The sequence below is a fragment of the Pseudomonas sp. H3_E04 genome (assembly GCF_054668915.1).
On the sequence record NZ_CP162797.1, the window covers coordinates 1,388,327 to 1,408,703 of the forward strand.

The 20,377-nt window shown below is 58.7% G+C and carries 18 protein-coding genes; 4 read left to right on the forward strand and 14 right to left on the reverse strand.

Going from position 1 to position 20,377, the window contains the following annotated elements:
• Nucleotides 1–157: 157 nt before the first annotated feature.
• Nucleotides 158–1,900 (reverse strand): phosphoethanolamine transferase CptA, encoded by a 1,743-nt coding sequence (locus AB4N53_RS06285; RefSeq protein WP_460119073.1) that lies wholly within the window; start codon nt 1,898–1,900, stop codon nt 158–160.
• 211 nt (nt 1,901–2,111) lie between these two features.
• Nucleotides 2,112–2,294 (reverse strand): DUF6026 family protein, encoded by a 183-nt coding sequence (locus tag AB4N53_RS06290; RefSeq protein WP_016774671.1) that lies wholly within the window; start codon nt 2,292–2,294, stop codon nt 2,112–2,114.
• 275 nt (nt 2,295–2,569) lie between these two features.
• On the opposite strand from AB4N53_RS06290, the gene gnd reads away from it, so the two are divergent.
• Genes gnd through AB4N53_RS06305 form a run of 3 tightly spaced genes read left to right on the forward strand, consistent with a single transcriptional unit; the run spans nt 2,570 to nt 5,888 of the window.
• Nucleotides 2,570–3,550, forward strand: a complete 981-nt coding sequence (gene gnd, locus AB4N53_RS06295) for a phosphogluconate dehydrogenase (NAD(+)-dependent, decarboxylating) (RefSeq protein WP_064362242.1) — start codon at nt 2,570–2,572, stop codon at nt 3,548–3,550.
• Nucleotides 3,547–5,070 carry a glucose-6-phosphate dehydrogenase gene (zwf, locus tag AB4N53_RS06300; protein WP_460119076.1) on the forward strand — a complete coding sequence of 508 codons (1,524 nt, stop codon included), beginning with the start codon at nt 3,547–3,549 and terminating at the stop codon, nt 5,068–5,070. The genes gnd and zwf overlap by 4 nt, the downstream gene beginning before the upstream one ends.
• On the forward strand, nt 5,067–5,888 hold the full coding sequence (locus tag AB4N53_RS06305) for an HAD family hydrolase (RefSeq protein ID WP_460119078.1): 822 nt from the start codon (nt 5,067–5,069) through the stop codon (nt 5,886–5,888). The genes zwf and AB4N53_RS06305 overlap by 4 nt, the downstream gene beginning before the upstream one ends.
• 193 nt (nt 5,889–6,081) lie before the next feature.
• On the opposite strand, the gene nhaB is transcribed toward AB4N53_RS06305, so the two are convergent.
• From nhaB to AB4N53_RS06325, 4 genes are all read right to left on the reverse strand, one after another.
• Nucleotides 6,082–7,584 carry a sodium/proton antiporter NhaB gene (gene nhaB, locus AB4N53_RS06310; protein ID WP_460119080.1) on the reverse strand — a complete coding sequence of 501 codons (1,503 nt, stop codon included), beginning with the start codon at nt 7,582–7,584 and terminating at the stop codon, nt 6,082–6,084.
• 185 nt (nt 7,585–7,769) lie between these two features.
• Complete coding sequence (locus AB4N53_RS06315) at nt 7,770–8,696, reverse strand: hypothetical protein (RefSeq protein ID WP_460119082.1); 927 nt, start codon at nt 8,694–8,696, stop codon at nt 7,770–7,772.
• Between the two features lie 142 nt (nt 8,697–8,838).
• Complete coding sequence (locus tag AB4N53_RS06320; RefSeq protein ID WP_460119083.1) at nt 8,839–10,128, reverse strand: NHL repeat-containing protein; 1,290 nt, start codon at nt 10,126–10,128, stop codon at nt 8,839–8,841.
• A gap of 264 nt (nt 10,129–10,392) precedes the next feature.
• Nucleotides 10,393–10,659: a hypothetical protein gene (locus AB4N53_RS06325; protein WP_095179983.1), complete on the reverse strand. Its 267-nt coding sequence runs from the start codon at nt 10,657–10,659 to the stop codon at nt 10,393–10,395.
• Between the two features lie 321 nt (nt 10,660–10,980).
• Here AB4N53_RS06325 and AB4N53_RS06330 point away from each other — a divergent pair, with 321 nt between their 5' ends.
• Nucleotides 10,981–12,306 (forward strand): sigma-54 dependent transcriptional regulator, encoded by a 1,326-nt coding sequence (locus AB4N53_RS06330; RefSeq protein WP_460119085.1) that lies wholly within the window; start codon nt 10,981–10,983, stop codon nt 12,304–12,306.
• 95 nt (nt 12,307–12,401) lie between these two features.
• Here the strand turns inward: AB4N53_RS06330 and AB4N53_RS06335 are convergent, their stop codons facing one another.
• The 8 genes from AB4N53_RS06335 to pnuC form a co-directional block, all read right to left on the reverse strand.
• On the reverse strand, nt 12,402–13,718 hold the full coding sequence (locus tag AB4N53_RS06335; RefSeq protein ID WP_460119087.1) for a hypothetical protein: 1,317 nt from the start codon (nt 13,716–13,718) through the stop codon (nt 12,402–12,404).
• A 45-nt stretch (nt 13,719–13,763) separates the two neighbouring features.
• Nucleotides 13,764–14,510 carry a hypothetical protein gene (locus AB4N53_RS06340; RefSeq protein ID WP_460119089.1) on the reverse strand — a complete coding sequence of 249 codons (747 nt, stop codon included), beginning with the start codon at nt 14,508–14,510 and terminating at the stop codon, nt 13,764–13,766.
• A gap of 43 nt (nt 14,511–14,553) precedes the next feature.
• Complete coding sequence (locus tag AB4N53_RS06345; protein WP_024012915.1) at nt 14,554–15,234, reverse strand: C39 family peptidase; 681 nt, start codon at nt 15,232–15,234, stop codon at nt 14,554–14,556.
• 66 nt (nt 15,235–15,300) lie between these two features.
• Complete coding sequence (locus AB4N53_RS06350; RefSeq protein WP_460119092.1) at nt 15,301–16,290, reverse strand: heme utilization protein; 990 nt, start codon at nt 16,288–16,290, stop codon at nt 15,301–15,303.
• Nucleotides 16,291–16,362: 72 nt separating this feature from the next.
• Nucleotides 16,363–16,935 carry an adhesin gene (locus AB4N53_RS06355; RefSeq protein WP_460119094.1) on the reverse strand — a complete coding sequence of 191 codons (573 nt, stop codon included), beginning with the start codon at nt 16,933–16,935 and terminating at the stop codon, nt 16,363–16,365.
• A 1-nt stretch (nt 16,936) separates the two neighbouring features.
• On the reverse strand, nt 16,937–17,386 hold the full coding sequence (locus tag AB4N53_RS06360) for a hypothetical protein (protein ID WP_024012918.1): 450 nt from the start codon (nt 17,384–17,386) through the stop codon (nt 16,937–16,939).
• Nucleotides 17,387–17,714: 328 nt separating this feature from the next.
• Nucleotides 17,715–18,239 (reverse strand): AAA family ATPase, encoded by a 525-nt coding sequence (locus AB4N53_RS06365; protein ID WP_460119097.1) that lies wholly within the window; start codon nt 18,237–18,239, stop codon nt 17,715–17,717.
• Nucleotides 18,236–18,799, reverse strand: a complete 564-nt coding sequence (gene pnuC, locus AB4N53_RS06370; protein ID WP_460119099.1) for a nicotinamide riboside transporter PnuC — start codon at nt 18,797–18,799, stop codon at nt 18,236–18,238. The genes AB4N53_RS06365 and pnuC overlap by 4 nt, the downstream gene beginning before the upstream one ends.
• Nucleotides 18,800–20,377: the final 1,578 nt, after the last annotated feature.

The window sequence follows — 20,377 nt, forward strand, 5'->3', positions numbered from 1 at the left end:
CGTGAAGCAGACCGCGGAACAGAGTCTGCGTCGCGGCCATTAACGATGGGTTAACGCGGGTTGAGGGCAAATATTGCGAGGTATTTCAGAGCGGAGTACCGACGCAGCAGGCCGATCAGCGCGTACAAAAAAGAGCCCTCACGGGCCCTTTGTCGGTTTACTTCTGTGCCACCTCTGCCGGGGCAGGCTGCTTGGGTTTCATCAAGCTGAAATCTATCAGTGAGCGTTTCGCCGTCTGATACGGATCGCCAATCAACAGCTTGCGCGGCACGAAGCTGTCGCTGACCAGGCTCTTGCTGCGATCCAATTCATCCGAGCTCAATCCGACCAGATCCGCCCAAGTGTGAATGAACTGCGAGCTGCTGTACGGGCGGCTGAGGTCGCCAGCGAAGTTCCAGTCGTGGTTTTGCTTCCATTTCGGCGAGGCCCAGGCCATGAACGGGATGGTGTACATCGGCGCGGTCGGTTTGTTTTCGTTGCGCCCGAGAGTGCTGTGGCCGGCCGAGTCGAAGACGTCTTCGCCGTGGTCGGACAGGTACAGCAAAAAGCCGTTCGGATCGGATTTGGCGTAGTCCTTGATCAGGCTCGAGACCACGAAGTCGTTGTACAGCACCGCGTTGTCGTAGCTGTTGTAGGTCGGCAGTTGATCGTCGCGTACGCCGGCAGGGACGCCCTGGCGATCCTGAAACTTGTCGAAAGTCGGCGGATAACGGTACTGGTAGCTCATGTGCGTGCCGAGCAGATGCACGACAATCAGTTTGCGTTCAGCCGGATCAGTCAGCGCCTTGTTGAACGGCTCGATGACGTCACCGTCGTACTGCGCGGCGTTCTGGTTGCGGTTGTTGTTCAGGTACACCTGCTCGTCGGCCTGTTCGGAGAAAGTCGTGAGCATGGTGTTGCGCTTGGTCATGGTCTGTTGGTTGGTGATCCAGAAGGTCTTGTAACCCGCTTGTTTCATCACGCTGACCAGCGACGGCGTCGACAGGTACAGATCCGGGTTCTGCTCATCGGCGAAGGTCAGTACTTGCTGCAACGCTTCGATGGTGTAGGGACGCGGGGTGATGACGTTGTCGAAGATCGCCAGTTGATCCTTGAGCTTGTCCAGTTCCGGCGTGGTGTTGCGCGGATAACCGTAGAGGCTCATGCGCTGTCGGTTGGTCGATTCGCCAATCACCAGCACCAAAGTCGCCGGCTGACCGGCAGAAGTGTCCTTGAGGTTTTTCAGCGGCGGGATCTTGCTCGCACTGTCGAGCATGCCCTGCATGTCGGCGAGGGTTTCCTGATAACGGTGATACGCCACGGCCATCTGCCACGGCACGGCGGGTTCGATGCGGGTTTCGAATTTCTCGAAACCTTGGGCGAAGGTGCCCATGCGCAGGGTCTGCTTGACCAGCGGGTAGCCGACCACGGCAACCACGATGGCCGTCGCCGCGACCAGCGCGCGACCGCGCGGCATGTACACCGGGCGCAGACGGGTCCACAAAAAGTAAGCAAATGCGGTATGGGCGAGGAACGCCGGAATCATCCACCAGGCAAAGTACTGAGTCATGTACTCGCCAGCTTCCGACACGTTCGACTCGAACATGATGAAGATGACGCTTTGCGAGAACTCCTGCTGATAAATGAAGAAGTAACCGAGGCTGGCCATCGAGCAGGCCCACAGCACTACGCCGATGATGGCGGCGAGCAGGCGAGTGTGTTTGGGGAACAGCAACATCGGCGCCAGCCACAGCGCGCTCATCACGAAAGCCTGGCGGAATCCGGTGAAGCCGGATGTGCCGGTCAGTTGGATCAGCAGTTGGGTGATACCCGAGAAATACCAGAAGAAGACGAACAGCCAGATAAATCCAGCCCAGTCGAAACCGTTCGCAGTCGTTTTGCTGCGTTTGAACAATGCCATTCAGCGCTCCAGCTCAATCATCAAACCCACGCCGGAACGCTTCCATGACACCGACGAACAGAGGCCGTACGCGCAGGTGCGGCCAGAATGGGGCGGAGTATCCCCAAGGACATGTGAAAGATTTGTTAAGCGCTGCGTTTATCTGGCATCAAGCGGTCAGAGGTACAACGTGTCGGGAACGACGATGGCCGTTCCCGTAGCAGGCGGGGGATCAGGCGTGAGGCGCGCGCTGCACAACCGGACGCGGTTGCGGCTGCGAGCCTTGGGTCAATGCGCGCAATTGCGCCAATTCGTGCTTCAACTGGTCGCGCTCGTCTTTCAACTGGCGCAATTCATCGCGACGGATCGTAACGTAGAGGGTTTGTGGCGGCATTGCTGTGTGTACTGTGCCCATTGCTCACCTCGCAAATGGCGTGCATCAACTGTAAGTCACTCCTCGTTTTGAGGCGCTTGACTTACTATCGGCGCCAATTTTGATTTCTTTTGCCCAGGAAGGGAACTTTTTTATTTTTCATGGTCGGTGTGTCTTCGGCAGGATTCGGGGCGTTATCACTCTGGATCGGGCACAATGCCCGGAAACTTCATCGCAACGCTCTGGACTAACCTCCATCAGTCGCGTTGGGCTATAACCAATGACACACATTTATTTGTAGTAAGGAGCATCAGCACATGCAACTCGGGATTATTGGACTGGGCCGCATGGGCGGCAATATTGCGCGACGTCTGATGCTCAACGGGCACACCACCGTTGTTTACGACCGCAATACCGCTTTCATCGATAACCTGGTCGCCGAGGGCTCCACCGGCGTCGCAGACTTGCCAGCCCTGGTTGCCGGCCTCGACAAGCCGCGCGCTGTCTGGGTCATGCTGCCGGCTGGCGCGCCGACCGAAGACACCATCAACACCCTGAGCGAACTGCTCGAACCCGGCGATACCATCATCGACGGCGGCAACACCAACTACAAGGATGACATTCGTCGGGCCAAGACCTTGAACGAGAAGGGCCTGCACTACATCGACGTCGGCACCTCCGGCGGCGTCTGGGGCCTGGAACGTGGCTATTGCATGATGATCGGAGGCGACGCCGAAACCGTGCAGCGTCTCGACCCGCTGTTTGCCGCGCTGGCGCCGGGCATGGGCGACATCCCGCGCACCAAGGACCGCAAGTCCGATGACCACCGCGCCGAGCATGGCTACATCCACGCCGGTCCCGCCGGCGCCGGGCACTTCGTGAAGATGATTCACAACGGCATCGAATACGGCATGATGGCCGCGTTCGCCGAGGGCTTCGACATTCTCAAGACCAAATCCAGCGAGCGTTTGCCGGAAGATCAGCGTTTCGACCTGAACGTGGCCGATATCGCTGAAGTCTGGCGTCGTGGCAGCGTGGTTTCTTCGTGGCTGCTGGATCTGACTGCCGATGCGCTGGCCAGCGATCCGAAGCTCGACGGTTTCTCCGGTTCTGTCGCTGACAGCGGCGAAGGCCAATGGACCATCGAGGCGGCCATGGAGCAGGCGGTGCCGGTACCGGTGCTGTCCAACTCGCTGTTCTCTCGTTACCGCTCGCGCGGCCAGGGCACCTTTGGTGACAAGATCCTGTCGGCACAACGCTTCGGCTTCGGTGGCCACGTGGAGACCGCGAAAAAATGACCCGTACGATCCGCAGAAAATCCAAGGCAGAACCCGCACCACCGACCACGCTGTTCCTGTTCGGTGCCCACGGCGACCTGGTCAAGCGTTTGCTCATGCCGGCGCTTTACAACCTCAGTCGCGACGGCCTGCTCGACGACAATCTGCGGATCGTCGGCGTTGACCACAACGCCATTACCGATGAAGCCTTCGCGCTGAAGCTCGAAGACTTCATCCGTACCGAAGTGGCGGCGAAGGTCGGCAAGGGCGATCAGATGCTTGATCCGGTCTTGTGGGCCAAGCTCGCCAAAGGCATCAGCTACGTCCAGGGCGATTTCTTGGACGACAGCACTTATTCAGCCCTGGCGGCGAAAATCGCCGACAGCGGCACTGGCAATGCGGTGTTCTATCTGGCCACCGCGCCGCGTTTCTTCAGTGAAGTGGTGCGCCGCCTCGGCAGCGCCGGTCTGCTTGAAGAAACTCCCGAAGCGTTCAGAAGGGTGGTGATCGAGAAGCCGTTCGGCTCCGACCTGCACACCGCCGAAGCCTTGAACGCGTGCCTGCTCAAGGTCATGAGCGAGAAGCAGATCTATCGCATCGATCATTACCTGGGCAAGGAGACCGTGCAGAACATTCTGGTCAGTCGGTTCTCCAACAGCCTGTTCGAAGCGTTCTGGAACAACCATTACATCGACCACGTGCAGATTACGGCAGCGGAAACCGTCGGCGTAGAAACCCGTGGCAGTTTTTACGAACACACCGGCGCACTGCGCGACATGGTGCCCAATCACCTGTTCCAGCTGCTGGCCATGGTCGCCATGGAACCGCCGGCCGCATTCGGCGCCGATGCAGTACGTGGGGAGAAAGCCAAAGTGGTCGGGGCGATTCGCCCCTGGTCCACTGAGGAAGCGCGGGCCAACTCGGTGCGCGGCCAGTACACGGCGGGCGAGCGCGACGGCAATCCATTGAACGGTTATCGCGAAGAAGCCAACGTCTCGCCCGAGAGCACCACTGAAACGTATGTGGCGCTGAAGGTGATGATCGATAACTGGCGCTGGGTCGGCGTGCCGTTCTACCTGCGCACTGGCAAGCGCATGAGCGTACGCGATACCGAGATTGTCATCTGCTTCAAACCGGCGCCGTACGCGCAGTTCCGCGATACCGAAGTCGACGAGTTGCAACCGACCTACCTGCGCATCCAGATCCAGCCAAACGAAGGCATGTGGTTCGATCTGCTGGCCAAGCGGCCGGGGCCGGCGTTGAACATGGCGAACATCGAACTGGGTTTTGCCTACAAGGACTTCTTCGAGATGCAGCCTTCCACCGGCTACGAAACCTTGATCTACGACTGCCTGACCGGCGATCAGACGCTGTTCCAGCGCGCTGACAATATCGAGAACGGTTGGAGAGCTGTGCAGCCATTCCTCGATGCCTGGCAGCAGGACGCCAGTGTCGAATTGTATGCGGCTGGTGACGATGGCCCGCAAGCAGCGGAAGATCTTCTGACTCGCGATGGTCGCGTCTGGCACGGCCTGGGATGAGTGATTTGCCGAAACAACCCATAAGTTTTCTGCTCAGCGACATGGACGGCACGCTGTTGCTGCCGGATCACTCACTGAACCAGCGCACCATCGACGCAGTGCGCTCGTTGCGCGAGGCCGGCGTGCTGTTCAGCCTCGCCAGTGGGCGCCCGCCGAAAGCCATGCTGCAACAGATCGAAGCGCTGGGCGTGGATCTGCCGACAGCGGCGTTCAACGGCGGCACCATCGTCAAACCGGACGGTACGCTGTTGGCTGCTCACTATTTGCCGGCAACCACGGCGCTGATCGCGCTGGCACTGTTTGCCGATCAGCCGGAGGTGGAAATCTGGGTGTTCAGCGGCGGCGACTGGCTGCTCAAGGACCCGCACGGGCCGATGGTTCCGCGTGAACAGAGCGGGCTCGGCTATCCGCCGGTGGTGGTCGAGAGTTTTGAGCCCTACCTGGAGCGCATCGACAAGATCGTCGCTACCAGCAACAACACTGAGTTGCTGATTGAGCTGGAGGCGCAGCTGTTGCCCAAGGTCAACGGCATGGCGCAAGTGTCGCGCTCGCAGCCGGTGTATCTCGACGTTACGGCGCTTGAGGCCAACAAAGGCACGGCATTGACGACCATCGCCGAATACCTCGGCGTGCCGCTGGAGCAAACCGCTGTCATCGGCGACGGCGGCAACGACCCGGCGATGTTCAAATGCGCTGGCTTTTCGATTGCCATGGGTCAGGCGGAAGAGGCGGTGAAGCGCCAGGCTGACGTCGTCACCGCGCCGAACACCGAAGATGGCGTGGCTTTGGCGATCGCGAAGTACATCCTCCCGCGCTGATCCAACACCAAAACCATTGTGGGAGCGAGCCTGCTCGCGAAAACAGTGTGTCATCCAACAGATTCGTTGCCTGACACGGCCTCTTCGCGAGCAGACTCGCTCCCACAGGTTTTCGCGGCGCCTGCAAAAGCCCGGTAACCCACAAAAACCAATGTGGGAGCGAGCCCGCTCCCACAGGTGTGTTCAGTGTTGCTTAGAGCCAGTAACTCACGGCATACCAGCCCAGCAGTCCCATCACTACCGTATATGGCACCGCCATCCACACCATGCGCCCGTACGACAACCGCACCAGCGGTGCAATCGCCGAGGTCAGCAGGAACAGAAACGCTGCCTGACCATTAGGTGTCGCCACGCTCGGCAGGTTGGTGCCGGTATTGATCGCAATCGCCAATGTCTCGAAGTGCTCGCGAGTCATGTGTCCGGCAAGAAAAGCCTGTTTCACTTCGGTGATGTAAATGGTCGCAACGAATACGTTGTCACTGATCGCCGAGAGCAAGCCGTTGGCGATAAACAACATGCCCGGCTGTTGATCCATCGGCAGCGCCAACACCCATTGGATCAGTGGGACGAACAGATGCTGATCGTGAATGACCGCCACCACGGCAAAAAACACCACCAGCAGTGCAGTAAACGGCATGGCGTCCTTGAACGCGCTGCCCAGACGATGCTCGTCGGTGATCCCGGTAAACGCGGTGATCAACACAATCACCATCAATCCGATCAGGCCGACTTCAGCCAAGTGAAACGCCAGGCAACCAATCAGGATCAGCGCCGCCGCCCCTTGCACCAGCAGCGCCGCCGTCTGGCGAGGCGTGCGTTTGGCGTTGTCCTCGGCGGCGTAGTTCGCCAGCACGGCGCGGACGTTGTCCGGCAGCAGCGTGCCGTATCCGAACCAGCGCAGCTTCTCCAGCAGCCCGCAAGTGACCAGACCCGCCGCCAGTACCGGCAGCGACACCGGGGCAACTTTCTGGAAGAACTCGCCGAAATGCCAGCCCATCTCATGGCCGATCAACAGATTCTGTGGCTCACCCACCAAGGTGCAAACCCCGCCGAGTGCCGTGCCAACCGCGCCATGCATCAACAGGCTGCGCAGGAATGCGCGGAATTGATTCAAGTCCTCATGGTGTCGCGACGGTAAATGCTGATCGTCGCCGAATTCGCTGTCCTGACGCGGATCGTTGCCCGACGCGACCCGGTGATACACCGAGTAAAAACCGACAGCCGCACTGATGATTACCGCCGTCACGGTCAACGCATCCAGAAATGCCGAAAGAAATGCCGACAAGAAGCAGAACATCAGCGCCAGAATCGCTTTCGAGCGCACGCCCAACAGCAGCCGCGAGAAGAGAAACAGCAGCAGATCCTTCATGAAGTAAATGCCAGCGACCATGAACATCAGCAGCAGGATCACCGGAAAGTTGTGCAGTAACTCATCGTAAAGCGCTTGCGGCGTAGTCATCTTCAGCAGCAACGCTTCAATCAACAGCAGGCCGCCCGGCATCAACGGATAACACTTGAGCGCCATGGCCAGGGTGAAAATGAATTCGATCACCAGCAGCCAACCTGCCGCAACCGGACCGATGGTGAACAGCACCACGGCATTGAGAATGAGAAAACCGACGATGGTCGCCTTGTACCAGCGTGGCGATTGCCCGAGGAAGTTGTGCGCGAACGCCTGGGCGATTGAACCGGACATCGGCTGCTCCTTTTATTTAGAAGCGCGAAAGTTGCCGGATGTTTCAAGGAAGATCAAGGTTTCGGGATGCGACAGGTAGAACGGTCGCGCATTTTAAATGCGGCGCGGGCTCTATATCCAAAGGATCCACGGCGCCCTTACGCCGTGGATCTGTGATGCTTCAACGCTGACGCATGGATCGACGCTTAGATCTTTGATGCAACCACTCGAATTGCCCAGGGTGCCGACAGGCGGCCCGAATCGGACTTACACCGCAAAGTGTGCACATGGTTTACGGCAAGATCCCTTACTGTTGCGCTGAAGATTCCGCGATCATCGACTGCCCAAGAGACGAGATCCTTGTGGTAGTCAACAATCCAGCCCGTCTCGCCAGGGATGCCCGTACCGATAATCGTGACAGCCCTATCAGTTGTGACGCCATGATTCTCGATCTCCTGAAACTGCTCCTGACCGATCACGAACTTGATTTTCAGCGCTAGCGGTTTGATTACCGCAACTTGCCATGAGGCTGATTCAAGCCCGTTGGGTGCTCGTGCTACAAAGCGCTGAATGCCCGTTTGAAGTCCTGTGACATTGGCGCTCCAATGCCCGATCGAGTCAATATTCAGAAGCCGAATCACCGTCCCGTTGCACAATAGCTCCACTACTTGGCCAGGTATGCCTTGGCCGATCAGGTTCAGTTCATCATGAAATGTGCTCTGTCCGTCGGGGACAACCTTTCCGTCAGGCCCGTAGACCACTTCAATTACCGGCGCGCTCTGCACCTCGGAGGCGACGGTGACTGTCCATGGAGCCGAGACGACCCCGTCGGCATTTCTCGCTATGTACGTATGCTGGCCCGTTTGCACATTGGCCAGTGCCACGATGAAGTCGCCCTGCACGTTAGCAATTACTACGGCAACGGGGAGCCCCGCATCCGATATATGCACATGTTCTCCCGGAAGAGCCGAGCCGCTGATCTGCAGGTTGCCGTCTCTGCTGATGCCACCGTTGGGGATGGATTCGCCTTTACCGTTGGTGACCTCGCGTATCACTGGAACATTGCCTGTCGTGGAGTGAGTCGTAATAGCGGCAGGCGTTAGTGGTGCTGATAATTTCTCTTGATCGGTCATTTTGAAATTCCCTTTTTCAGTCGTACACGCAGCCATTTGCGCGCCTCGATATCTGATGCCTGATCGAAGTATTCGTCTACTGTCAGAAATTACAGGTACGGCTATCTAACCGATAGACGGTGAAAGTGTGCGTGCAGCCGATTTATGGATTCAGATAACGCGCAACCATCGCCCGGTAGTTGCCATCCAGTGAATAGCCGCCTACAACAATGGCCCCGTCCGGTTGCACGGCCAGCGAACTGGCTGCGTCGAGACTTCGCCCCAGTCGCGTGCGCAGCCAGCCGTGGCCTTGTCCGAACGCTGGATCGAGGCTGCCATTGCGCAGATAGCGGGCGACCATGAAGTCGGCCTCAACGCCGCCGATGGTGGCGCCTACGGCAATTATCCGGCCGTTGCTCATCAACTGGGCGGCGTTCCATTGGCATCCGCTGGGGCCGATGTCCAACACCTGTGGCTGGCCATGATGACAGTGCAGGTCCGGTCGACCGTTGGCGTGCAGGACGAACGTCAAACAGCGGATCGGATCGCGGCTGCTGCCGAAACAATAGAGTCTGTCGTCGGATTCAATGATCTGGCTGACCTGAGCGCTATTGCCGTGGGCCTTGAAGGCCATGAAGCCGTCGACGGCGAAGCGCTCATCCAGGCTGCCATCGGGCCGATACACCGCCAGCAGGCCTTGCTGAGGAAAGTCGATGGAGCCTGCGACGACGACGCGCCCATCCTTCTTCAACAGCAGCGTACTCAGCCAGGTATTGAGCAGCAGGTGCCGGACCACGACAAATCCGCGCCCATTGAAAGATTCGTCGAGACGGCCATCGGGATGCAGGCGAATCAGCATCCCGGCGTGATCGGCGAGGCTGAAATGATGGTTGGCGATCAGCAGAATGCGGCCGTCCTGCTGCACCGCAAAGTCACAGGCTTCGACACCTGGCACGCCCGGCGGCAGCCAGTTGTCGCGGGTGCCCATGGAGAGTTCGCCGGGCAGGCGCACGATCTGGATACCGTTATCACCGAAGGTTCGGTCTGGCTGGCCGTTGGCCTCGAACAGGGCGAGGGCGGGCAGGGTGCGATGGGTATCTTCATAATGCAGGCCGGCCAGAAGAATCCTGCCGTCGGCTAACACCTGAACCTTACCGGCCTTGGCTTCGAAACCCTCGACAAAGCTGTCGATCACGCTGCCCTGAATGCCGAACGACAAATCCGCCGAACCATCGACTAGCAGCCGCGCCAGGCCGAATCGACTTCCCTTGGGCGTACCGACTTTGGCGGCGACCAGAATCCGACCCTGTGCGTCGAGCGCGACATGTTGGGTCTGGCTGGACAAACTGCCGGCGAAGTACACCTGCGCAACACCGCCAATGGCGAATGTCGAGTCGAGCGAACCGGGGTTGTTCCATGCAGTAGGCAGCGCATAGGTGCTCAGGGTGGACATGCACGCGTCTCCTTGCGAGTGAGCCGATACCCAGTGATTGGGCGGCTGACTGCACGAGCGAAACATTCAATCCCTGAACCGCGAGAAGTACAACTGCAACAACTAACAGAACGACGGTCGCACTGTGCCAGAACAGTGTCTTGTTGAACCAGTCGCAAGCGAGCCAAGTACTTTGGTTGCAACTGCACTGCAAGTACGTTGCTTATTCGACGATGTATACAACAAGGGCGGATGACTTTAACGTCATCCGCCCTTGTTCGGTTATCAGTGCGGCATCGACCATGATTGCAGCGTGTGGCCGTCTTCGCTCAGCTCGGCGCGGGCCTGCTGCAGCAGTTGTTCAAGTTGCGCCGGGTCAGAATAGGCGCTGCTCGGAATCTGTTTGCGACCGATATGGGAGTTGGTGCGGTCGACGACGGTCAGGCTCAGTTCGCCATTGCCGTCTTGTGGCGCCCAGGCCACGCACTGAAAAGGCTTGAAGGCGTGGTTGGCAATCAAAAGAGCTTCGTTGATACGCAGCGGGGCAGTCATGGGGTCTTCTCTCTATTAGCGCCCAATCAAGTGATGTGCCGGCGGTTGGGCTTACCGTGCGGCGGGTTACTTGTACTGATGCACGCAACCGGGGGGTGGGTCACAAATCAAACAAAGAAATTTTCGACATGAGTCAGCACAATTCAGGGCAAATCAAATAGTCGATAGCTAACTAACAACCAACTTTCTTATAACTCTTTTAATAACCCCCCTATAAGCAATCGATACAAGCACCCGTCAAAATCTTGCTAGTGTTACAACCGGGTCTGCCAAATGACTGTTTTTACAATCATTTCCAATGTTTGGCGCCAAGGAACAGTCATGAGCGAAGCGCCTGCGTCGAGACGTTTACTGGTGGTCGATCCCTGCGACGACTGCTATCGCCTGTTGCCCGGATTGCGCGCCGTAGGCTGGGATGTCGACAGTTGTAATCTGGAGAATGCCAGCGCGCGAGCCTGCGACGTCGGCCTGCTGCGCTTGCAACCGTTTCACCTTGAACGCCCTGAAGCGGTCAAGGAGCTGATCAGCCGCAGCGGCACCGAATGGATTGCCGTCCTCAATCAGGAAGTCCTGCGTTTGCAGAACGTCGGCGACTTCGTCTGCGAATGGTTTTTCGATTTCCACACCTTGCCCTTCGATGTCTCACGCGTCCAGGTCACCCTGGGCCGCGCGTTCGGCATGGCACGCCTGCGCGGGCAGGGTACGATTCATGTCGATCAGCCGGAGCACGAATTGCTCGGCGACAGCAAGCCGATCCGCGAACTGCGCAAACTGCTGAGCAAACTGGCCCCCACCGAATCGCCGGTTTTGATTCGCGGCGAAAGCGGCACCGGCAAGGAACTGGTTGCGCGCACCCTGCACCGGCAGTCCCAGCGCCACAACAAACCGTTCGTAGCCATCAACTGCGGCGCGATTCCCGAGCATCTGATTCAGTCCGAACTGTTTGGCCACGAGAAAGGTGCGTTCACCGGCGCCCACCAGCGCAAGGTCGGACGCATCGAAGCGGCCAATGGCGGCACGTTGTTCCTCGACGAAATCGGCGACCTGCCGCTGGAATTGCAGGCAAATCTGCTGCGATTTCTGCAGGAAAAGCACATTGAACGGGTAGGGGGCAGTCAGCCGATACCGGTGGACGTGCGAGTGCTCGCGGCGACCCACGTGGACCTGGAAGCAGCGATCGAGAAGAAACGCTTTCGTGAAGACCTTTATTACCGGCTCAACGTCCTGCAAGTGGTGACCGCACCACTACGTGAACGCCATGGCGATCTGTCGATGTTGGCCAACCACTTTTCGCACTTCTACAGCCATGAAACCGGGCGCCGGCCAAGAAGCTTCAGCGAAGATGCGTTGATAGCCATGGGCAAGCACGACTGGCCGGGGAATGTGCGCGAGCTGGCCAACCGGGTAAGGCGTGGGTTGGTGTTGGCTGAGGGGCGGCAGATCGAGGCGCGGGATCTGGGCTTGATCAGCCAGCATTCGATTGCCACGCCGATGGGCACGCTGGAGGATTACAAGACCCGGGCGGAACGGCAGGCGTTGTGTGATGTGTTGAATCGGCACAGTGATAATTTGAGTGTGGCCGCGAAAGTCCTCGGAGTTTCGCGGCCTACTTTTTATCGGTTGTTGCATAAGCATCAGATTCGTTAGTTGGCTGAAGATCAAAAGATCGCAGCCTTCGGCGGCTCCTACAGGGATTACGCAATCCGTATGTAAGAGCTGCCGAAGGCTGCGATCTTTTGCTTTTAGAAGTAATACGGGAATTTCAGGCTGAACGAAAAGTCCGGCGCATCATCGGTCATGCCGATCGACAAGTTCGGCACGATCGTCAGGTTGTCGGTGGCCGCGATGGTCATGCCGACGTTGAAGTAGCCGGCATTGGCATCACTGGACACCACCGATTCCCAATCGCCGCCGTCCTGTTTCAGCTTGCTCTTGCGCTGCACCAGGTCGGAGACCGAGAACGACATACTCATCTTCTCGTTGAGCGCGAAGGCGATGCCGGCGCCGATCTGGAAGCTGTCGCCGATGCGCACTTTGCCTGGGGTTTTCTGGTTGACGGTGGAGCTGATGTCGTCGAACGACTCCTCGAGGTTGTGGGTGTAGGAGAGGCTGCCGAACAGCACCGCCGGGTCGAACGTCTTGACCAGCGAGATGCCCGGGGTGATCGACCAGACGCCGTTGCCGGTGGGCAGGGTGTCGGGCACGAACAGGTTGGAATTGGCGTCGGTCTGGCGCAGTTTGATGCCGAACGGGTCTTTGCCGGTCGGCGCCTTGACGCGCAAGGTGACGACGGCGTCCGGGGTGTTGACCGACTCGTCGAGGAACTTGTAGGCGATACCGAAGTTGACGTCGCCAATGGTTGGATCCTTGGTCACGGTTTCTTCGGTGGTCACACCTGCAGCGCCCTGATTGCCGCCGCCGGATTGATACGTCGACTCGCGATACACCACCGGCACGTTCAGGTCGAACTGCCAGCGATTGTCGAAGTTGTAGCGACCGGTGAGGTCGAGGGTCCAGGTGTCGGCCTTGATCCGGTCGAGGTTGATGTTGCCCAGGAAGATCGAATCCAGCGCAAGGAACCCGTTCAGGATCAACTGGCGGGTGTCATAGCGCGAATAGGTGACACCGGTTTCGAAACTGAACTTGCCGCCACCGAAAAAGCCGCTGGCTTCGTCATACAGGTTGGAAACGCTCTGCGCCGGTTGCGAATCATCGGCCAGCGATTGACCGTAGGAAGCGCCACTGCCCCCGGCGGCGCCTCCCGATGCAGCGGCCGCACCGGTGCCTGTGGCGGCTCCGCTAGCGACGCGATTGCCTTTCATGTCGGACGGCGATTTGGCCAGCCGTTTTGGCGGTGGGGCGGCGGGTGTCTCTTCTACCTGGCGGACCCGTTGTTCAAGTACCGCCAGCGCTTGTTGTTGTTGTTCGTATCGTTGTTTCAGTTCCAGAAGTTCCCGTTTCAGGGCTTCTACATCGGCGTCGGGTGCTGCTTGCAGCATTGCCGCCGGGAGAAGGGTACTCAAACACACTGCAGCACGCAGTGATACTGATCGATACATGAATAAGCCGTCCCTTTTAGCCCAATGATCGAGACTCAGCGTAGTTCAATATCCGATATTGCGTAGGGCCCCGAGTTGAGTCAGGTTGCAGTCCAGTGCACCGGCGCTTCTGCCGTTATTGTTAAGTACGACGTTGAGCTGCGTAAGGTTGTTGACCACGTTGGCACTGCCCAGCAAACGGGTGTTCTGCAGCAGCCCGCCCTGGGCGACCTGTTGCAGCGCGGTGCCTTGATTGCCGCTGGCCTGAATAGCCATTTGTACGCCACCGCCATTGGCCGAAACCGCGACGCTGCCGGCACCGTTGCTGCCGGTGATGGTCTGCCCGGCAATAAGAGCCTGGCCTTGCGACGGTACCAGTGCCGGCGCCTGACCGGCTTCGCTGACGTTGATCGCGACGTTGTTGTTGGCGGTGTTGCCATCGCCGGCGGCGCGCACGCTTTGCGTCACGCCCTGGCTGCTATTGAGGCCGGCGCCACCGATGACAGTGCCGGTACCCAATGTGGGCGTACTGCCGTTGCCGGACTCTTTGATGGTCGAGACATAGAATTCCGGTTTGACCGTTGCAGCCTGGATCTGCATCGAAGTCGCAGCCCCGATCAAATCGCCGCTGGCGTTGCGCCAGGTACTGCTCATGACAATGCCGAAGCTGATGATCCGCCCCGGCATGACGTAACGACCGCGCAGCTCGGCGAGCTCCTGGTCCTTGATTTCGATGGGTTTGAATCCGGCATGGGCTAAACCTGACGCACTCGCTGCCAGGCAGGCGGCGGCCAGCCAGTATGAGCTTTTCATCTGCTGCTCCCGGGACATCCAGTCCCATTCTCTAACTCGGCGATTAAAAGAAGTCGCTCTGAATGAACCCGAAATCCATCAATTCCGCATCTTTGACCGGGTTGAAACTGTCCAGCGAGTTCTTCGCCGTCAGCGGCACGGGAGGGCTGCGCAAGGCGTTGGCCTTGTCGTAACCGGGGCCGACGATGGCAAAGACGATGCCGTTCCAACCTTTGACAAAGTCGTCGTGCTTGTAGCGCTTGTGGCCGAGAACCGGGTCACCGATGTAGACCCAATCCTTGTCCGAACGCTGCAGGACGACGAAATGCTTGTAGCCGCGAATGTCCATCAGGACCACCACCGGAATGGTCACCGCTTCGAGTTTCTCGGGCGGGATCCGGTAGCCACGGGCACGCATGCCGATGCTTTCTACGTAGCGCTTCATGTCGAGCATGGAGAAACCCTGGGTTCGCACCAGGTCCTGATCAGCGTTGACCAGCATGCCTTTGATGATGTGCTCCTCATCGACGTCGAGCCAATAGGCCTGGCGCAGAACCGTTGCCAGTGCAGCAGCGCCGCAGCTGAAATCGGTTTTCTGTTCGACGATGTCGGCAAACTTGCGCTCACGAATGCTTTGCACGTCCTTGTAGACCAGCACGCCACCCGGCAGGGCAGCGACCGGCATCTGCGCCGCCTGAGTCAGGCCACACAGACAAAGCAGAGCGAGGAGGGCAGGAGTCCGCATGATCGAATACGCCTTGTGGAACCTGGGAAAAAAGCCCCGTTGCCGGGGCTTTCGTTTCGATCGCGATTACATGCAGGCTTTGCAACCTGCGGCGATGGACAGCGAGTTGCTTTGTTGGTTGCCCACACCCGCCGAGACGTTGGCTCCGCCGTTGCCGGAGAAGTTGTTCATCGAGTTGGTCATGTTGGCGTTGTTGACGACTGGGGTTTTCCAGCCGTCTTTGGTCAGCACTTGTTGGGTGGTGACGCCAGCGAGGCCAAAACTGCCCACGGCTTCGAACTTGGCTTTCTGATCATCGTTGCCGCCGTGGCCGCCGCCACGGTTACCCCAACCGCCATGGTTGTCGTCTTCGATGGTCGCGGTGCCTTTGGCTTTGAATACGCCAGCGGCTGCGTAAGTACCGGTAAGGGTGTCGGTTTTGTAAGCTTGCACGCCTTTGTTTTCCACGACCAGGCCAGTCGAGGACTGGTTGGCTGAGGCAGCAGCCTGCGCTACACGACCACCGGAAACGGCGATGGCGAGGTTGTTTTTCTGTTGGTTGAAGTTGCCGGCGGTCACGTTGATGCCGATGTTGCCGGAACCATTGTTACCTGCATTGTTGAGCGTGGCGTTGTTGAAGGTGGACGAGTTTTTCACGTAGTTGTTGTTGTTCACCTGAGTCGCGCTCGAGGCGGCAACAGCATTACCGAAGATGAAGCTTTCGTCAGCGGTGGCCAGTGCAGCAGCGTTGTCCTGCTGGTTGGCGTCGCCGGCGGCCACGTTGGCACCCATGTTGCCGTTGGAGCCGTTGAGCGAGTCGCTGGCATTGGCATTGTTCAGGGTGCCCTGGTTTTTCACCACGTTGCCGTCGCTGTTTTGTGCGTCAAGTACAGCGGCGCCGGCGCCTGCGGTGATCTGCAGCAGTTGTTCAAGATTCGGACCTTGTGGCTGGCCGTGACCATTGCCGTGCCCGTTACCATGACCGTTATCGTCACCACGGCCGCCGGCCTGTGCTGCCATTGCCATCACTGCTGCGAGTGCGAAAACCAGTGGTTTGAGAGCCATTGTAGGTTTCATGGTGTTTCTCCGTCGTGCTTATTAGTTGGTTAAGTGTTGGGACTTTTCTAATTGCACTGCTTTTTGTTTGGGTCAGTCTGCGACCCGGATGCTCAGGGTGTTAGCCATTCGGTTCCCCACCCCGGCACTCTGGTTCACCTGGATTACCCCGCGGCTGCCGGTGAAGGCCTGATCACTGGTAGTGACCTGGCGACTGCCGATTGAGGTACCAGTTGCTCCTGAGCTCGGTACAAACGCCACGTTCTGTTGTGAAAGGGCGCTGTCGTCAACGCTTTGCGGGCCGGCACTGATGCTGACGCGCGTCACGTTGGCCATTTGATTGTTGGCACCGGCGCCCTGGTTCACACCGAGGATGCCGTTGCCATTGCTGAAAGAATTGCCGCCGATATTGGCGCTCGCGTCGATGGCGCGGCTGGCGGGCGTGTCGATGTTCTGCCTGACGTTGGTGGTGGCATGGGCTTCGGTGCCGATGGCAATCGCCTTGGTGTTGGCCTGTTGCATCTGGTCACCGGCGGCCTGGTTGACGTTGAAGTTGCCGCGATACTGCGCACCGGAATCCTGAATATTGGCCTTGTTGACTGAAGCCGAATCGGCCATGGCGCTGGTGCAGCCGAGCAGGGCGAGAAGCAGCAGGGTGCGATTCATGTCATTGGCCTCCGGCCATGCGAGTCAGAGGCGCCAGCCCGGTGCTCATCGCCCGGTTGACGGTATTGGAAATCGAGGCGCCAGAGCCGCCGCCGCTGCCCGTGCGCATGCCAGGCAGGCCGTTCTGGTTGGTCAGGGTGTTCATGCCGGGCAGGTTGGAACTGGGCGTGGTCATGTTGCCGCGAATCGATGAGCCGCTGGCGACGCTGGCGAAATCACCGTCAGTGAGTTCGGTGCTGCTGAGGGTCTGGTTGATCCGCGCCGAAGGGTTGGCGTTGACCGTGGTTGGATAGGGATCTTTGCCGCCGTTGCGCCCGATCGGGATTGGCTGAACGTCGCGGTTGAGGACGATCACTCCATTGCCTTCGGCCTGGGCACTGACACTGATCAATGCGCTGGCGGCTGATCCGATCAGCAGGAGGCAGGTCAGGCTTTTATTGAAATTCCCCACGGCTGCAATTCCTTCTTCAGTGGGCTGGGTTTCAGCGTTGTGAAGGAGAGAGCGAAAGCTGTGCCGGTTTTGGGATGTCTTGTTATTTCAATGGCTTGGCGGCTTTGGAAGTTATGGTGTCGCGGCCACTGTTTCACCGCTGAAACACAGGAAGGAGCGCTTGGCCGGCGATTGGCACCGGAAAGCTCTGGCACAAGGGTTTGCGCCGATGTGTTTCATCAGCGTAACAGGTCGCATGACGGAGTGATGAACAGCGTTTGGACGGGGCTTTGCGCGGTCAGGAGTGTTTCAAAAGCGGACAGATTTGCTTGAATGCCGCCGTGGCGGCTCAGTGGGACAGCAAATGCTCGACCGCCGCATAGGCTTGGGCTTGGCGTTCGACCCAGTCGCCTTCGATAACTTGCAGCGGCCGTTGATGCTCAGTCAACCAGTCACGAGTGGCTTCGTAGAACGCCATGCGATCCTTGATATCCGGTTGGCAGCGCTGGCCGTCTTCGGTCCAATCGATCTGTTGCGGCGACAGCAGCAGGTGCAGGTCGTAATGGCGCGCGAGCAATTCGGCTTCAAGCCAGTCCGGGCAATCGCCGAACAGGGTCTGACTCCAGAGGATGTTGCTCAGCAGGTGAGTGTCGAGGATCAGCAGTGAGGGTTGCTTGGCTCGCGCCTGATCTTCCCATTGCAACTGGCCTCGGGCGATTTCAGGGATGTCCGCGAGGCAAGTGTCGCGTGGGTTTTCTTCGATAAACCGACGCACATATTCATCAACGCGCACGCCGCCGAAACGCTGCTCCAGGCCTGCCGCGAGCCAGCTCTTGCCGGTGGATTCCGGGCCGGTGAGAACAACGACTTTCATGTGCGCAACGCCGGATCAGCGCGCCATTCGCGCCAGCCTTGCACCGCGAGCAGGGTAAACAGCCCATAGAGGCTTGCGGTCAGGTACAGACCTTTATAGATGAACAGGCCTACAAAAATGACATCGAGGACAAACCACAGCGCCCAGCATTGCAGGCGTTTTTGCGCCATCCACAGTTGCGCCACCAGACTGAAACCGGTGAGCGCCGCATCGAGCCACGGCTGTGCGGCGTCGGTCCAGTGCGCCATCGCTGCGCCCAGCAGCAGGCTGCCGATGGCCCCGACGCCGAGGCCGCGCAGAATTGAGCACGTGTCGAGGCGGGTGACTTGGCGCCCGTCATGCATCGTCCCGGCGCGGGTCCACTGCCACCAGCCGTAGGTTTGCAGCGCGGCGTAGATCACTTGCAGCAACATGTCCGAATACAGCTTCACCTCAAAGAAGATCCAGCTGTAGAGCAACACCATGACCAGCCCGATCGGCCAGCACCACGGATTCTGTTTGACCGTCAGCCACACGGCGATGACACCGAGGGCAGCGGCGAACAGTTCAAGCCCGGACATGAAGATTCCTTTGGGGGAATGAAGAAGGGGGCGGATTGTACTGCATTCACCCAAACACTGAAGAACCCTGCTGGAGCGAGCCCGCTCGCGAAAGGGCCCGTCCAGTCGACATCTTCTCCGCGTGACCCGCCGCCTTCGTGAGCAAGCCCACTCCCACAGGATTTGATGTTGTCCGCAAATTCCCGACAACCCCACCAATCTCATGTGGGAGCGGGCTTGCTCGCGAAGGCATTAAGTCAGACACATAAAACTCGCCTGACCCGCCGCTTTCGTGAGCAAGCCCACTCCCACAGGATTTGATGTTGTCCCCAGATTCCCGACAACCCACCAATCTCATGTGGGAGCGGGCTTGCTCGCGAAGGCAGTGTGTCAGACACATAAAACTCGCCTGACCCGCCGCGTTCGTGAGCAAGCCCACTCCCACAGGGTTTGATGTTGTCCGCAAATTCCCGACAACCCCAACAATCTCATGTGGGAGCGAGCCTGCTCGCGAAAGCATTAAGTCAGACACAGAAAATTCGCCTGACCCGCCGCCTTCGTGAGCAAGCCCACTCCCACAGGGTTTGACGTTGTCCGCAAATTCCCGACAACCCCACTCCCACAGGATTTGATGTTGTCCCCAAATTCCCAACAAGCCCAACAAGCCCACCAATCTGATGTGGGAGCGGGCTTGCTCGCGAAGGCAGTGTGTCAGACACAGAAAATTCGCCTGACCCGCCGCCTTCGTGAGCAAGCCCACTCCCACAGGGTTTGATGTTGTCCGCAAATTCCCGACAACCCCAACAATCTCATGTGGGAGCGAGCCTGCTCGCGAAAGCATTAAGTCAGACACAGAAAATTCGCCTGACCCGCCGCCTTCGTGAGCAAGCCCACTCCCACAGGATTTGAGGTTGTCCGCAAATTCCCGACAACCCCACCAATCTGATGTGGGAGCGGGCTTGCTCGCGAAGGCAGTGTGTCAGACACATAAAACTCGCCTGACCCGCCGCGTTCGTGAGCAAGCCCACTCCCACAGGGTTTGATGTTGTCCGCAAATTCCCGACAACCCCAACAATCTCATGTGGGAGCGAGCCTGCTCGCGAAGGCATTAAGTCAGACACAGACAATCCGCCTGACCTGCCGCTTTCGTGAGCAAGCCCACTCCCACAGGATTTGTGGTTGTCCGCAAATTCCCGACAACCCCACCAATCTGATGTGGGAGCGGGCTTGCTCGCGAAGGCATTAAGTCAGTTACAAATAATTCGCCTGACCCGCCGCCTTCGTGAGCAAGCCCACTCCCACGGGATTTGATGTTGTCCCCAAATTCCCAACAACCACACCAATCTCATGTGGGAGCGGGCTTGCTCGCGAAGGCATTAAGTCAGACACAGAAAATTCGCCTGACCCGCCGCCTTCGTGGGCAAGCCCACTCCCACAGGGTTTGATGTTGTCCGCAAATTCCCGACAACCCCACCAATCTCATGTGGGAGCGGGCTTGCTCGCGAAGGCAGTGTGTCAGACACAGAAAATTCGCCTGACCCGCCGCCTTCGTGGGCAAGCCCACTCCCACAGGGGTTGAGGCTATGCGCAGATTCCAGA